Origin of the sequence: Legionella cherrii, assembly GCF_900635815.1 — a bacterium.
GTDB classification, from domain to species: Bacteria; Pseudomonadota; Gammaproteobacteria; order Legionellales; family Legionellaceae; genus Legionella; species Legionella cherrii.
Window position 1 is genome coordinate 1301342 of record NZ_LR134173.1, and the last position, 15893, is coordinate 1317234.

Below are 15893 nucleotides of genomic sequence, written 5' to 3' on the forward strand. Positions count from 1 at the left end.
TAGGCACATCATCCCAAGTGCAGCGAGGGCTCTCCTATGTTAGCGAATACCGTGCCACAGCATGGAGCCGATAACTCGGAATGACCTAGTATTTGCCTATCCCGCTTCGGTGCTCAAAAATCATACGCTTTTGTTCCACCTCGCAATATTTAGAAAGCGCGTACTGTTCTTTTTTACATTTTCGATCTATAACTAAATTGTAGGAAATTTTGCATAGGAAGAAAAATGGGTACTTTTTTTATTGTTCTTATCATTATTGTAGTACTTTTATTCATATGGGCTATTAGTGTTTACAATACCCTAATTCACTTAATCGAAGCGATTAATAACGACAAAAAACAAATCGATATCCAATTAGATCGTCGTTTTAAAGTATTTGAATCTTTGATTGAAGCTGTAAAAAAATATATGGATTACGAGCAAACTACACTAAAAGACGTGGTTGCTTTGCGGAATCAGGCTCAAGCCGCTAAAGCTGCGGGGGATGAACAAGGGCGCATTGCTGCAGAGAATCAAATTTCCCAGATTGCTTCTGGACTTAATGTAGTATTTGAACAATATCCTGATTTAAAAGCAAGTCAGAATGTAATGCAATTACAGGAAGAAATTGTCAATACTGAAAATAAGTTAGCTTATTCTAAGCAAGCTTATAACGATGGTATAGAGCGTTATAATGCCAAAAAGAAATCGTTCTTTGAATCCATGGTGGTCTCTTTTTTTGCTTCCTCTTTAGATAAAGATTTTGTTTATTGGGGACTTCCTGAAGAGCAGATCAAGGAAAAAGAAGACTATACCGTAAAATTTTGAGTATAGGATATGGGGCTTGAAGAGTATCACGGCGGCGTAGGCAATTGGCGCGAGCAAATACGGTTAAATAAACGCAAGACACGAACAGTGATTGCTATTTTTATTGCGATTTATTTTGCTGTAGGCTTGCTTGCCGATCTATTTATTTTGCATACAGCTTACCCGCAAGTCACTCTTGAGCGATGTTTTCTCGCATTGATTCAGCTGAAAGTTATTCCTTATGCGACCATTCTGATGGTTGGTTTTGCGGTGGTGTCATTAATGATAACGTATGCATTTTACGATCGCATCATGCTATTAGGAACGGAATATCGTGAAATAACCCCCAAAACAGCCCAAAATTTACTCGAGCAACAATTATATAATGTGGTCGAGGAAATGAAAGTTGCTGCGGGCTTGCAGTACATGCCCAAGGTTTTTATTATCGAAGCTGATTATATGAATGCTTTTGCAAGTGGCTACAGTGAAAAATCGGCAATGGTAGCAATTACTCGTGGATTAATAGGGAAATTAGACAGGGCAGAATTGCAAGCGGTGATGGCTCATGAATTAAGCCACATTCGTCATTACGATATTAAATTAACTCTGATGGTGGCAGTTTTAAGTAATATTCTTTTGATTGTAGTCGATATTTTGTTTTATTCAGCATTATTCAGGCGCAACGACAGACGTGAAGATAACCGCCTGTTAATGGTTATAGTGGTTCTGCGTTATGTTTTACCTTTAATTACTATCCTGTTGACTTTATTCTTAAGTCGAACACGGGAATACATGGCTGATGCGGGTTGCGTGGAATTAATGCGTGACAATGAGCCTTTAGCGCGGGCGCTCCTCAAAATTAGCGCTGATCATGCGCAACATGTGGAACAGTATACCCAAGAATACGGTAATACCCCCCACGAGCAGGTAAGACAGGCATCATATCTCTTTGATCCTTCTGATATGCAACCGGTTAAATCTTTAAGCAGTGCTTTTGCAACACATCCTTCAATTGATGCTCGTTTACGCGCTTTGGGATTTAAGCCTAAGTAAAAAACGTTCCAAAGAAATATAATGTCCTTTATCTCTCTATGTCTCAGTTCTTGTGCAATTTTATGTTTAAGCATATGATTATACACGAAACCTACACTGGACTATGTCAACCCGAACTTAGTGAGAGTTCTCTAGTTATCTAGTATCAGCATTATGATATGATGCTAAAATCCGGAGATCATTTATCGTAGAACTCAGGATGACAAGAGTCGTGAAAGATTACTTATAGTCTAAAAGTTTATACCTTCTCTAAAAAGGAATTTGGATGTGATGAAAATTCAGTCATTAGTTTTATCTGTTTTTTTGGTATTAAGCGGATTTTGTCTCAATGCAAGTACGCTGTCAAAGGATGGTACAAGCAATCAATTAAATAGTTCAGAATTTCTTAGAAAAATAACGCCAGAATTTCTGTATGGATATACCGATTTTAATTTTGATTCGACTTCAGGGACCAATTTTAACCGATACAATGGACATTCAAATCTCTATTCGGCAGGAGCAGACCATGTTTCTCTAGGCCAGACTATGATGGTGGGTGTTTATTATTTTGGAATTGATACAGAACTTTCTTCTCAATTTTTACTCACTCCTGGATCTGTAACTACCTCAGAACAGACCATACATAATAATACGATTTTTGGCCATTTGTTTAAAATTTTCACTCCCGAGATTTATGCTGATTTGGGTGGGGGATATGGTTTTAATAAGTTTATTACCTTTACAGAGATAGCCACAGAGCCTGTGCCATTAATCGCTCAAGCAACTAATAATAACAACAACTGGTTTATTAGCTTTAATGGAATTTATAGAAAAATCTGGAAAAAATTTTTGATGAGAGCTAATGCCGGAGTGTTGTACAGCCAAATTGATACGGGAAGATATAATTATTTTTTCCCGGCTACTGATACCTTTCAAGTAATTGAACCACTAACGAATAAAGCAACCTTAATTTTGGAAAATATTGAATTAGGTTATTATATTAAGCCTACGGTAATGCCTTTTCTGAGTGGTGGATTAATTCAGGTAGCACAATTTTCCAATAGTCGCGCATTGATAAATCCTGCAAGCGTCATTAATGGTTCACTCCCCCAATTGAATATGGATAAAAGTGGCTTTCGCGTAGGGGGAGGGATCGCCATAACCTATAAAAATGCAACCATCCGAGTTGAAGAAAAATATTATAATGCAAGTGGCGTGTTTCAGAGCTATCAAACTCTAGCCGCATTAGAATATCAATTTGGTTAGGACGAGTCTCATCGTTATTCTCTTGACCAAAGCATTTTGACTTTTTGAAACCAGGCCCTAGGTATAGAACTTGATAGCGTCAACTATTATGATTAAGACAAGGCGCAAAAGAATGAGGCGAAGATGTTATAGGGCTCTATATCTTTGCATACATTCAGTGTTGTGGCGAAGCGTATTAAGGACGATATCTCGTGAAGAAGAAACATTATTTTTCGCCTAAAGCTATGAAATCTAAATGGATACAAATCCTTTTAGGTCTCTTCTGGGTGGCTCTAATTTATTGCACGGATGTCATTCAAATCCCACTTCTAAGTTCATTTATTACTCAATTAGACTATCGAACCTATGATCAAGTGGTTCAATTAAACTGGCGTCCTCATCAAACAATTCCTCGAGTTGTTATCATTGATATTGATAATAAATCAGTACAACAAGAAGGCCGATGGCCTTGGTCTCGAGACAAGATGGCTGATTTAATTAATCAATTAAAGAAAAATGGGGTCGTCACGATTGCAACAGATATTGTTATGGCAGAGGCAGAGGTAAATTATGCAATTGGTTTAAAAAATGAATTAAATAAATTAATGCCTCAATTGTCCCTGGAACAAAAGCAATTACCTAATTTGCTCGAGCAGATTGCCCCCAAAGTAGACAATGATCGTATTTTGGCTCAGGCATTGATGGATCATAATGTGGTATTAGGCTTTTTGTTTCATAATGACACGCAAATTAGGAAAGGGGTGTTACCTCCTCCTTTAACTAATCCAGAGAATCAATATTTATGCAGAGATCATCTTCCTCTTCATCAATTCTCTGGATATAACGGGTGTTTACCCTTATTTCTGAATGCATCCACGCACGCGGGTACGGTGACCAACGTACCTGATCTGGATGGGACAATACGACATGGGCTTATGTTAGCCAGTTATGATAACAGGCTCTATCCAACTTTAGCTCTTGCAACGGCCATGAATTATTTAATGGCGCATCACATAGAACTTAAAATTCATGATCATCGATTATATGGAATACAAATGGGGAATGTATTTATCCCTACAAACTCGCGCGGACAAATTCTTATTCCATTTTGGGGACAAATTGGGACACTTAATTATTATTCTGCGACGGATGTTATCCAAGGTAAAATTAACCCAGACGAATTGCAAGGAGCCATTGCTATCATTGGTTCAACAATCATCCTTTTGGCCGATCTGCACCAATCTCCGGTTGCCCAATCGTTTCCTGGTGTTGAGATGGTAGGGAATATGGTTCAAGGTATTGTTGGACAGCAATTGGTATCAGAATTTGATTGGAGGACTACTCAAGGAAGAGTGTATTTAGTATTGATTGGATTATTTTTTACCTTTTTAATCTCTTCCTTGAGTGTTTCCGGAATGTTGATTCTTGCAGTAATTAGTATTATCGGTATTCGGGGTTTATCAATCTATCTCTTTGTATCCCAAAGTTTCTATCTCCCAATAGCACTTATGTTAACCTTAGTCGTACTGATTACCATAACGAATTATGCTTATTTATTTATCATTGAAAGAAAACAAAAAAGAAAAATAAATCAGTTGTTTGGTCAATATGTCCCAGAAGCATATGTTAAAGAACTAATCGAATCTCCTGATCAATACAGTATGGAAGGACAAGAACGTAACATGACGGTTCTATTTAGTGACATACGTAATTTTACAGGAGTGAGTGAAACGTTAGATGCATCTCATGTGAAGCGGCTATTAAATGCTTTTTTTACGCCAATCACTGAAATCATTTTTAGCTTTAGAGGAACGATTGATAAATATGTAGGTGATATGATTGTCGCGTTTTGGGGGGCTCCTATACATGATGAAGAACATGCATTTCATGCCATAAGTTGCGCGTTAACCATAGCCAAGCGTTTACCAGAAATTAATGTAACAATGCTAGAAAAAGACTTACCGACGGTGAATATCGGTATTGGCTTAGCAACAGGAATGATGAATGTCGGTGACATGGGTTCAGAGTTTCGCCGTGCTTATACAGTCATTGGAGATACAGTGAATCTTGCTTCTCGATTACAAGATTTAACGAAATTTTATCAGGTGACTATTCTAGTGAGTGATGGAACACGTACGGGACAAAATCAATTTGTCTGGAGAATCATCGATAAAATTACAGTTAAGGGAAGAAAAAGTGGGTTGGTTATCTACCAACCTCTGGGCAGGGTGAATGAAGTTTCTGAGGAAGTTTTAACGGAGCTCAAAGAGTACCATCAAGCTTTGGGTGAGTATTCCGCACAGAACTGGACTTCTGCAGAAAAAAAATTTGCCTTGCTAAAAACCAAATTTCCCGATGTTTATTTATATCAGATGTATCATGAACGCAGTAAAGCGTTCATGAAAACTCCGCCTCCTGATAACTGGGATGGGGTTTATACGCACCTGCATAAATAATTTTTCATTATCTTATGACAAGATTAATGAATAAGGATAGGCTTATGCTCAGTACCCATAACTATTTTTAATGGAAAAATTGTACAGGAATCTATATGAAAAAAATAATAATTACAGGGTTATTCATGTTAGCCAGTCAAGTATTTGCTCAATCTGCTGCTACTGTTTTGTTCACCCAGAAAAAAGTGATCGCCAATCATAATGGTGTTGAGCGTGTGCTGTCTCGTGGCTCGGCTTTGGATCCTGGTGATGAAGTGATTACAGGTGATGGTGCGGCCGCGAGCCTCCAATATACAAATGGCGCATTAGTTAACATCGGCAACAATTCAAATTATAAAATTCTGGCGTATTCGCCCAAGGAGTCAGTGCAAATTAAGGCGGAATTGAGTAAGGGTAAGGCAGAAATAAAAACTCCGGAAAAAATTAAGGAGTCACTTAAAACGCCAATTTTATCACTTGCAATACTTGGAACCGATGTGCGTATCTACGTCCCTTCGCACAGCATGACCTATATCGAGGTGATTGAAGGACTTGTTTTGGCCAGAAATGAATACCTTCGACCAGGAGCAAGTGTTCGTGTTACTGCAGATAAGATTGTTAATGCTCCTTTCCCTAAAGAGGGGGAAGTCACAACGACCGCGGATGTGGTATCAGTCACCACTGGGGCCGGGAAGACAGTCACTAATGATGCTGGGAGTGGTGTTGATAGTGTATCCTATCTTTCTACAGCGCAAGTAACCGCGACGTCAACTTCTACGGCAACACAAGCTGCGCAAGCTGCTGCAATAGCAGATATTTCCATAATTTGCCTGACTCCGGGATCTCTCGGGTGAAGCCTGATTGGTTGCAAACGGAGGTGTGATTTAAAGTCTCATCCCGGTTGCACGGTTGGGCCTTGGCCCGACCATTCTTTGATGGGTTACTCTCGAGCAAAATGCTGTTGGGCGAAGGCCCAACCTAGGTCTTCTTATTGGAGATGAACGCTTGTAGCACATGCCTTTTGATGCCACTCTGCGCACTCCGGCCAGTGTATCACGTCTTCTCCTGATTCTGCGGACAACTCCGGGAACAGATGGAGACGATTATTCGCGAAAGCCTACCCCTTTTTTTAATAAAATCATGTTGAGGAGCGTGAGTAATGCCAACATAAGGACAATAATTGCCATGGCTAAAGATGTATTGACTTCACTTTGACCAATCATCGCATTTCTAAGCGCATTGACCATATAGAGAATAGGATTAAGCCAAGAAATTTTTTGCCAGAATTCAGGAAGCATGTTGATACTGTAAAATACTCCGCCTAAATAGGTGAGGGGGGTGAGCACAAAGGTTGGAATAATCATAATATCATCAAAGTTTCGGGCCACCATGGCATTGGTAAAACCTGCCAGAGAAAATACGGCAGATACCAGCAATACAACCAGCAGCGTCATCGGCAAATGGCCTAGCTCAATAGTTAAGAAAAGACTCGCAATAATATAGACCAATGCAGCAACGATTAATCCTCTAAATACTCCTCCCAAAACATATCCAAGCAGCAGGAGACTGTTATGCATTGGACTTACGAGCATTTCATCAATACTTTTTTGAAAGCGGACGCTATAAAGTGAGGAGGATACATTTCCATAGGAATTGACAATGACTGACATCATAATCAATCCAGGAGCAATGAACATTGGATAACTGACCCCTTGAATCGAGCCGATACGAGGACCAATTAAACTACCAAAGATGAGAAAATAAAGTGTCGTCGTAATCACTGGCGGTAAAAAAACTTGAGTTGAAATGCGAAACATACGAACTAATTCGCGTCTAACCAAAGTATATAATGCGATAATTTGTTTTTTAATGGCCATTTTTTATCAGATCCAAAAAGAGTTCTTCTAAGCGATTCGTTTTATTACGCATACTATGAATTTTTATGCCGTTTTGTGTGAACAGGGCGAATGCATCATTTAAATTCAAATGGTTATCGACTCGGAGTTCTATTGTAGTGCTATCGATCAAAGTCGGTTTAAAGGGATGTAAATCGGGTAAAAGATCGATACGGTTTTCTGTGTTGAAAATAAACGTTTGATGGCGTAGGGTTTGTAACAACGCCTTCATCGACGTATTTTTTATTATTTCCCCTTGATCAATGATGGCAATGTTTTTACACAGTTGTTCTGCTTCTTCCAGATAATGAGTGGTGAGAATAATGGTTGTCCCTTCTGCATTGGTTCGGGTTAGGAATTCCCACATACTGTGACGGATTTCTATATCGACACCAGCCGTAGGCTCATCAAGAATCAATACCTTAGGTTGGTGAACTAAGGCTCTGGCGATCATGAGTCGACGTTTCATTCCTCCCGATAAATGGCGTGCTATTGAATTTCTTTTTTCCCAGAGGCCTAATTGCTGTAGTAGGGACTCAACTCGGGGTTGTGCGCATTTTCGTGAAATTCCATAGTAGCCGGCTTGATTTAGGAGAGTTTGTTCACAGGTTTCAAAAATATTGAGATTGATTTCTTGGGGTACAAGTCCTAAACACGATTTGGCTTTCTCCGCTTCCTTTTCTAAATCATAACCATGAATACTGATGCTACCCGATGTCTTATTAAGTAATGTCGTAATTAAACCAATGGTAGTTGATTTTCCCGCGCCGTTAGCACCCAATAAAGCAAAAAAATCACCCTGGTTTATGGTTAAATCAATGCCCTTTACGGCTTGTACCCCATTTGCATAGGTTTTATATAACTGTTTGATGTCTAAGGCGTGCATAGCGATTTAGTGAAAATAAAAAGATTATTATACACAATAATCCTATTATTTCGCGAGTCATTACTCCCTCCCCCAAATGCAGGGGGAGCTCCCTTCGTAACACGATGCCGCCGTTTTGAGATTCTACCCTTGGAATGAGGTGAGTGAATTGGAGAACTCGCTCCGATTCAATAAACAAGACGATTGAGTTTTCATCCAACCCGTAATGCTGTAGCGAGGTTGATGCGTAACGCAAACCTCGTGAGGTAATTCGCTATTAAAACAGATGAAGCGATTTTCGGAGGGTAAAACCTTTTTAAGCAATTGATCTTCTGTATTGTAGAGTTTTAACTCCCCACCAAATTCAGGTTCCCAATTATGATTTAAATAATAGACACAGGAGATTTTTCGTGTTTTTTGGGTAGCAAACTGATCGACATGTTTTTTATAAAAGGTGCCAGGCTGATAGGCAGCAAAATGGGTTTCAAATTCATGCAAACCTAAAAAGAGTGACTGATTCAATATTTGAGCTAAATACTGCATTTGCTTTAAGAAAATTTGTATTGTCGGATGGCTCTCATATTCATCCAACCAAAAAATTTCATCAGAGCGAATGATCTCATTATGGTGCGAATCCAATCTACGGCCAATTTTAGCTCCTCGAAATTGCCCTTGCTCATACAATTCTTGTGCTACTACTCGTAATGAGCGGCATTGGTTGGGTTCTAAAAAACCATCGATAATATAAAACCCCTGAGTACAAAGGTTCTGAATAAGTTGTTCTGAATCAATCAAAGCATTCGTCCTTCAAGTTGGTATTCATACTCACGCCATTGTGGCATGAATTGGCTCATTAGTTCATAAAAGCGTTTATTATGGCTTGGTTCTAGCAAATGAATTAATTCATGAACAAGAACATACTCCAGACAAATCGTAGGTTTTTTGATGAGGTTGAGATTTAACCAGATACGTGCTGCTTTAGTATTACATGAACCCCAACGGGTTTTCATTTTTCTTATTCCCCATTCGCTGACTTTGACACCAATAATCGTTTCCCAATGTTGAATGAGATCAGGCAATAATATCTGCATTTGATGTTTATACCAACGTTCCAGAATGGTTTGTATTTGTGGAGGAGAACTATTGGGCTGAGTAAAACAGTACATCAGTTCATCATTGATTTTAATCTGTGTAGGGCCATGATGTTCTTCAATGATGAGTAAATACTTTTTCCCTTTGAATGGTACAGTGGCTCCCGTTGCAAAGGTACATTCTTCAGCAATGGCCCGATTACGGATGCGTTCTCTTTGCTGATGTATCCATGCAGTTTTAGATTCAAGATTTTGTCTTATCAGCTGTTCACTGAACCGCAAAGGGGCACTCACCTTAACTAATCCATCAGGGGGATAAATACGTAAGTGCATGTTTTTAATTTTTTTTCTTGATATTTCTATAGGAATACCATCGAGTTCAATGATCATCTCATTAATCTACTTATTCGGAAAACTAAATATAGAAAAACCTGGGTTCCGCTGCGCTCTACCCAGGCTACGATATTTCCCAAATATATAATCGGGATAAGAAAGAGAGCTATTGTACTATCTTTGCGCGCCGATACAAGGACTGTCTATATATTCACCATTAATATTTAAAACCATATTCACATTGGCGCGTTGATAGCGAGCCAATATGTCATACTCCTGTTTGGTGAGATAGCCATAAGAGTTACCACAATACACCAGTGATGTGGCTCCAGGCTTTGGTTTAACCTGCACCGGCAAATCACACTCCCAACGAAATTGTGTTAAATCACAATTTGCGGAATTGGCAAGTGCTAAACTCAAGGGTAAAAGAGATACAGCAATAGTTACATACCACTTCCTTTTCATAGTGTGCACCATTTGCATGTTTATGTTTTTTAAGTATAGGATAAGATTCGAAAAAAGCAGTCAAGGGACCATTATGCTTTTATCTAGTTCTGAATACATTAAAGCGCTACATGAAGGAAAGTACCTCCTTTTTTTGGAGTGGGTCGATTTTATTACTCAGAAATATGAGCTGATGGGTGCAGAAGACACCGTAAATTTTTTGATTCTTGAATGGCTAAGCAATGATTATTCAGAAGAGGATGCAAAAAAAGTAGCTGTCTTACAGGCGGTATATGATTTGGAGTCTAAAACGTTACAAGGTAAATTGGACTATTCGCTTAAAATAATTATTACTGCATTATTTATGTGCATGGTTTTTAGGCTCTCAGATATCAATGTGTCCTTAACGCCGCAAAAAAAAATAAAGCCCCGTGAAGCAGAGTTGCTGATTACACAAAATCTTGCTCAGTTAAACCCATTTACCTATAAAAAGCGATTAGAAGATATGCAAACACAGTTTTATCAGTACGTAGAAGATGCTGATGAAAAAGAGGTAGTTGATGCTTTTAAAAATATCCGTGCTATTACTGAGCCTAGATACATCCTTGAAGATTATATTTTGCATTTAGAACGCATAAAAATAAAAGACGATGAACTTTATGCCACACGATTAAGCATGGCAAAACGCTTTCTTGGTTATTTATATGAACAAACGGAGTTGACGCCCAAAGTAGCCGAGGTAATTGCTACTTATGTGAACTCGCTTCGTGAATTGCGTCCGGGGAAAGGAGAATTGGCGTGTTTGGATAACATTTGCCCTCCTTCAGCCTTGGAAAATACCTGGCGTTGGGTTACCGGGATAGGAATTGGTTTTTTCAGCTTGGTCTTACATGAAAAATCAATTAGCGAGTTAATTTCGGGAAAGGATAGAGGCCTTAACCCTTAGTTTTGTTAAATTTTAGTAATTTTTTTGCTTATTAGCCTATATTTAATACCAAATTTTTAGTATCTGCTACACTTTTAAAATCATGGTTTTCTGCCTGCAACATAGACAGATGCTGGGTTAATGTTAGTGGGAGAGTTGTATTTTCATATGATGAAAAAAAAACAACAAGCTTATATATAAAATGAAGATGCTTGATTCAGAGAAGATATAAAAACTTTCACTTATTTCATTTTCATTTGTTTTTTGTAGATGGTAAAAATGAAACTCAAGTCTTTAGTTCTCTCTATATATGGGTGGTTAGATACCGAATTAAAAGAAAATAATTTAGAACAAGACACGATACATTGGGCTCGTGTTTTCATCTTTGTATTACTTCATTTGTGTTGTTTGGGGGTGTTTTGGGTTGGATGGAGTTTTACATCAGTTTTTACTGCTGCTGTGCTCTATTTCCTTAGGATGTTTGCAATAACTGGTTTTTATCATCGCTATTTTTCACATAAGACTTTTAAAACAAATCGTTTTTGGCAATTTATTTTTGCAGTATTGGGTAATGCCTCCGTACAAAGAGGACCACTCTGGTGGGCAAGCCATCACCGTATTCATCATCGACATACAGAGCAAATACAAGATCCTCATTCTCCCATAAAACATGGTTTATTGTGGAGCCATGTTGGATGGATTTTTTATTCAAACAATTTTAAAACAGACTACACTGCAATACGGGATTTTGCAAAATATCCAGAATTACGCTGGTTGAATCGCTATGATAATGTGGTACCAATTTGTACACTGTTCTTACTCTATTTTATGGGTAATTTTTTAGAAAATCATTATCCTAACCTGCATACTAACGGTCTACAGTTAGCTGTTTGGGGCATCATTTCAACAATTATTCTCTTCCATGTTACTTTTTCTATCAATTCTCTCTGTCATGTATGGGGCACAAAACCGTTTGATACAGGAGATGAGAGTCGCAATAATTTCCTACTGGCTTTAATTACTCTAGGTGAAGGTTGGCACAATAATCATCACTACTATCAGAGGTCAACAAGCCAGGGATTTCGCTGGTGGCAAATAGATATAACTTATTATTTATTATGCTTTTTAGAGAAAATTAAAGTTGTTCATGATCTTAATAGAGTTCCACTGGAGTTAAGGAAAACGAATGGGGTAATCAAATCTTTGGATGAAAAAAACTTTAATAAGTTAAATGCGGAATAGAGTTTTTTAATGTATGGGCGATGACTCTATTTGATTTATCTAAGTTGTAGGGATGTGAGGTAGTAATGAAAATTCAAAATCAAAGAATTTTATCTAAAGATGTTTTATTAGTATCCTTTTTTCTGATTATTTATTTGTTTTCTTGTCTGATTTTCAACAATGAAATTCTTATTTACGGGTTAGTGAATCTGGGATGGAAAGGAAAAGTCATATTTTGTCTTATTATTTACCACATAACGATTGTTGTATTCAGTATTTATTTACATCGAAGCGAAACTCATAGGTCAATTGAGCTCGCACCTTCAATAAGATATTTTAGCCGTTTTTGGCTTTGGTTTGCTACGGGACTAAGCAGAGCAGAGTGGGTTGCAATCCATAGATTACACCATCAAAACCCAGATTCGCCCAATGATCCGCACAGCCCGTTATATAAAGGGACATTAAATCTATTTGTGAGCGGGTTTGAAATTTGTGCTGAATGTAACCCTTCATCACTTATAGAAAAATATGGAAGTATTTCTGATAACGATGCACTTGAAAAATTGCTCTTTAGTAAATTTCAATCGTTAGGATTAATCATCTTTTTATCTTTATACATTCTACTCTTTGGCTTGTGGGGTATGGTTATGTGGGATATCAATATTATTGCGATTACTATGGTCTTATTCGGAGCATTTGCTGCTTTGACTCATGTATATGGTTATCGAAACTTCAATACAAAGGATAATTCGCATAATCTAATGCGTATTGGTATTTTGTTGAATGGGGAAGAATTACATAACAACCATCATAACAATCCTACCTCTGCAAAACTATCCTTGTTGGATAATGAATTTGATCTCGGTTGGTTTTATATCAAGATGTTAATGAAATTAAATTTAGCGAAGCTTCGTACCACTGCAACTGTGGAAAGAAAAGGAGTGGGATACGAACTCCAGAAACACTAGGCTCTGTTTACAAGCATTTCGGCCAAGAAAGTAGAATTGTAAACAGGGCCTAGCTATTATTCCACCAGCCTCCGCCGAGTGATTGAAAGAGCGCGGCAGTATCATTATAACGAGCTGCTTCAGCTTGGATTACTTTTAAGTGTATTTTTAAATAGGATTCTTTTGCCCTTAAAACGGCTAAATAGTTCGCTTTACCGAGTTGGTATTGCATTCTCACTATTTTAAATTGTTCCCGCGTGTTTGTTTCCGAATTCGCTTGTTCACGCAATAACTCAGCACCGAACTCAAGAGCATGTAAGGCATCTGCAACTTGTTGAAAGGAATCAAGTACCACTTTCTTATATCGTGCAAGTTCATAATCATACACCGCAATAGCGAGTTGGCGTTTTGCACGTAATTCACCTCCTTTCAGCAGTGTTTGGAATATTTGACCACCATAATTCCACACATTATTTGCAGGATTGAACAAGGTACTTAGCGCAGTTGAGTACCAGGCATAGGTAGCACCTATATTTAATTGAGGGTAGAGATTAGCGGTTGCCACGCCAATATCTGCGCTCGCTTTATGCAGTAATGATTCAGAGGATTTTATATCGGGTCGTTGTTTGACAAGAAGTGAAGGCAGAGTAACGGGAAGATCTGTGGGTAAACGGATATTTTGCAGTGTAAAATCAAAAAATTCTGTTTCGCTCGGCAATGATCCTATAAGTATTGCAAGAGCATTATATTTTTTAGCTAAATCATTTTTGAGGGTAGGGAGTTGTGCTTGAGTTTCCTTAAGTCGATTGTCACTATCAAGTAGAGTAAGCTTGGAAGTATGTCCTTGAACATAGTTGCTATTTTCTAATTTTACCAATTCTTTTTGACACGCTATAAGTTCTTTTGTGGTTTTAATCTGTTCTTGCAATGATGCAATCGTGATGCCTGTTGTCACTATATTCGCTGTTAGCGTTAAATAAGTCGCTTCCAATTCAAAACGTTCATAATCAATTGCGGCTCTTAGGGACTCTAATTGACGACGAGTGCCGCCAAATAAGTCTAAATTATATCGAACGCTGATAGAGGTATTGTACAGGTCGAATGTATTGACTGAAGAAAATGGAAGTTTAGTTCCCGGAATAGGTGTAATATTAATTCCCGTGGCAAGTAAACTATTTCTCTCACGACTCGCCAGAAATTGAGTATCCACGGTAGGAAATAAATTGTGTCCTGCCTCAGCAAGTAAATTGGCCTGTGCTTTACGCAAATTAGCCTTACTCATTTCTATTGATGGATTATTTTTTAATCCTTTTTCTATGAATGAATTTAATTCTTTGGAATGAAATATCTCCCACCATGATGCAGATATCTTCTTTTTAAAATTAAAGTGTTGTGGTTGACCCGCTCGGCTCTTTGCGCCAACTGTTCTATTTTTCACCGACCCAGTATTATAGTGGGTTGCTTTTGGGGCATCTGGTGAATGAAAATTAGGCCCAACTTTACAACTTGTAAGGATTAATGTGCATAAAAATAAATAAATTCTTTGCATTTGATCTTCTTATATAAATAGATGTATCAACAATGAGAACAAAACAAATTCGTTTAAACGATCAAAAAATCAAGTTGATGCTGACCGGCTGCCCTGGATGTAAATTATTGAATGCTGTTTTGATTGGTTTTGCCTCGACTCGATAAACGAATTTTGATCTTGAGCTCTCACTAAAAATATAAGGAGGCGTATATTCTGTTTTTGAAGAAATATAGTTTATCGTCGCAGGGTAATTTTCTTTGCATCCATCACAGCTGATGGTGACTTGGTTGTTTAATTTTAACTGAGCTAATAAGGGCTCAGGAACATAAAAAACAACCTTTAGATTTTCAGGTGCAACGATAGATAATACTGGGCGTCCAGATAATACTAATTCACCAACAGTGAAATAGGTGTTGTAAACATAGCCTGAAATTGAAGAATATACTTCTTTATTTGATTTGTTCCATTTTGCTTCGGTTAAGTCTGCCCTGGACGATTCGACCAATGCCTGTTGGGAGATTAATGATGCTTTAGCATTAAGGTAATTATTTTTTACTTCTTCAAGTTCTTCAAGGCTAACCCCGCCTGACTTTACCAGTCTTTGATAACGAGTTAATAATTGACTCTGGTAATCAAGTTCGGCTTGTTTTACTTCGACTTGTGCCATAGCTTGGGTAAGATTGGCTTGAGCTCTGTTGAGCTGGGATTTTTGTGGCTGTACATCCAGGGTGAATAGCTTATCTCCTTTATGAACTATAGTTCCTTTAGAGGCATCAAGACTGATAAGATTACCTGCAAAATTGCTTGAGATATAAGTATAATCAGCATCGATATATCCCTGCAATGAATTGTTCTCTTTTTTGCAACTCACTGTAAGTGTGCAAATTATCAATAGAAACAACCCTCGCTGAGTGAGTTTTCGCATATTATTTTGATCTCAAACGAATCAATCAAATGAATTGAAACAAATAAAAAACTTACCACCAAATGACAGCACCTGACAATACACTGACATAAGTATATCTAAGAAAATGAAAAATTTTTTTGTAATTAATTTTAGACTTGCGTCAAAAAGTAATGCCAGGAACCGTAACATGTTGCTTTATGTCTGCTTGCTGACTGTCGATTTCGTGACTGTTTCAT

15 protein-coding genes are annotated in these 15893 nt (G+C 37.9%); 8 read left to right on the forward strand and 7 right to left on the reverse strand.

All coding sequences use genetic code 11. The features are described 5' to 3' along the window. Positions 1-225: 225 nt before the first annotated feature. From EL022_RS05625 to EL022_RS05645, 5 genes are all read left to right on the forward strand, one after another. Positions 226-807 (forward strand): LemA family protein, encoded by a 582-nt coding sequence (locus EL022_RS05625; RefSeq protein WP_028381330.1) that lies wholly within the window; start codon positions 226-228, stop codon positions 805-807. Positions 808-816: 9 nt separating this feature from the next. Then, a complete protein-coding gene (htpX, locus tag EL022_RS05630; protein ID WP_028381329.1) occupies positions 817-1839 on the forward strand; it encodes a zinc metalloprotease HtpX in 1023 nt (340 codons plus the stop codon). Positions 1840-2109: 270 nt separating this feature from the next. Next, positions 2110-3084 (forward strand): autotransporter domain-containing protein, encoded by a 975-nt coding sequence (locus tag EL022_RS05635; protein ID WP_028381328.1) that lies wholly within the window; start codon positions 2110-2112, stop codon positions 3082-3084. 224 nt (positions 3085-3308) lie between these two features. After that, complete coding sequence (locus tag EL022_RS05640; RefSeq protein ID WP_028381327.1) at positions 3309-5519, forward strand: CHASE2 domain-containing protein; 2211 nt, start codon at positions 3309-3311, stop codon at positions 5517-5519. Positions 5520-5614: 95 nt separating this feature from the next. Next, positions 5615-6352 (forward strand): FecR family protein, encoded by a 738-nt coding sequence (locus tag EL022_RS05645; RefSeq protein WP_028381326.1) that lies wholly within the window; start codon positions 5615-5617, stop codon positions 6350-6352. A gap of 249 nt (positions 6353-6601) precedes the next feature. On the opposite strand, the gene EL022_RS05650 is transcribed toward EL022_RS05645, so the two are convergent. The 5 genes from EL022_RS05650 to EL022_RS05670 form a co-directional block, all read right to left on the reverse strand. Further along, complete coding sequence (locus EL022_RS05650) at positions 6602-7375, reverse strand: ABC transporter permease (RefSeq protein WP_028381325.1); 774 nt, start codon at positions 7373-7375, stop codon at positions 6602-6604. Then, positions 7365-8279, reverse strand: coding sequence for an ABC transporter ATP-binding protein (locus EL022_RS05655; RefSeq protein ID WP_028381324.1), 915 nt, complete (start codon positions 8277-8279; stop codon positions 7365-7367). The genes EL022_RS05650 and EL022_RS05655 overlap by 11 nt, the downstream gene beginning before the upstream one ends. Positions 8280-8402: 123 nt before the next feature. Continuing rightward, a complete protein-coding gene (locus tag EL022_RS05660) occupies positions 8403-9053 on the reverse strand; it encodes a 2OG-Fe(II) oxygenase (protein ID WP_028381323.1) in 651 nt (216 codons plus the stop codon). After that, positions 9050-9739, reverse strand: coding sequence for a M48 family metallopeptidase (locus EL022_RS05665; RefSeq protein WP_028381322.1), 690 nt, complete (start codon positions 9737-9739; stop codon positions 9050-9052). The genes EL022_RS05660 and EL022_RS05665 overlap by 4 nt, the downstream gene beginning before the upstream one ends. Before the next feature lie 117 nt (positions 9740-9856). Beyond that, the gene (locus EL022_RS05670) at positions 9857-10147 is read right to left on the reverse strand and encodes a hypothetical protein (protein ID WP_028381321.1); all 291 of its coding nucleotides are present in this window, start codon (positions 10145-10147) and stop codon (positions 9857-9859) included. A 73-nt stretch (positions 10148-10220) separates the two neighbouring features. Between EL022_RS05670 and EL022_RS05675 the strand changes: the two genes are divergently transcribed. The 3 genes from EL022_RS05675 to EL022_RS05685 all read left to right on the forward strand — a co-directional run bounded on the left by EL022_RS05675 (position 10221) and on the right by EL022_RS05685 (position 13240). Next, a complete protein-coding gene (locus EL022_RS05675; protein ID WP_028381320.1) occupies positions 10221-11072 on the forward strand; it encodes a helical bundle domain-containing protein in 852 nt (283 codons plus the stop codon). Positions 11073-11330: 258 nt separating this feature from the next. Beyond that, positions 11331-12293 (forward strand): acyl-CoA desaturase, encoded by a 963-nt coding sequence (locus EL022_RS05680; protein ID WP_028381319.1) that lies wholly within the window; start codon positions 11331-11333, stop codon positions 12291-12293. 65 nt (positions 12294-12358) lie between these two features. Further along, positions 12359-13240 carry an acyl-CoA desaturase gene (locus EL022_RS05685; RefSeq protein ID WP_051544464.1) on the forward strand — a complete coding sequence of 294 codons (882 nt, stop codon included), beginning with the start codon at positions 12359-12361 and terminating at the stop codon, positions 13238-13240. Between the two features lie 49 nt (positions 13241-13289). Here EL022_RS05685 and EL022_RS05690 read toward each other — a convergent pair whose 3' ends face one another. Together EL022_RS05690 and EL022_RS05695 are read right to left on the reverse strand one after the other, a co-directional pair. After that, the gene (locus tag EL022_RS05690; RefSeq protein WP_028381318.1) at positions 13290-14768 is read right to left on the reverse strand and encodes an efflux transporter outer membrane subunit; all 1479 of its coding nucleotides are present in this window, start codon (positions 14766-14768) and stop codon (positions 13290-13292) included. Positions 14769-14829: 61 nt separating this feature from the next. Next, positions 14830-15621, reverse strand: coding sequence for an HlyD family secretion protein (locus EL022_RS05695; RefSeq protein WP_237761399.1), 792 nt, complete (start codon positions 15619-15621; stop codon positions 14830-14832). Positions 15622-15893 lie beyond the last annotated feature (272 nt).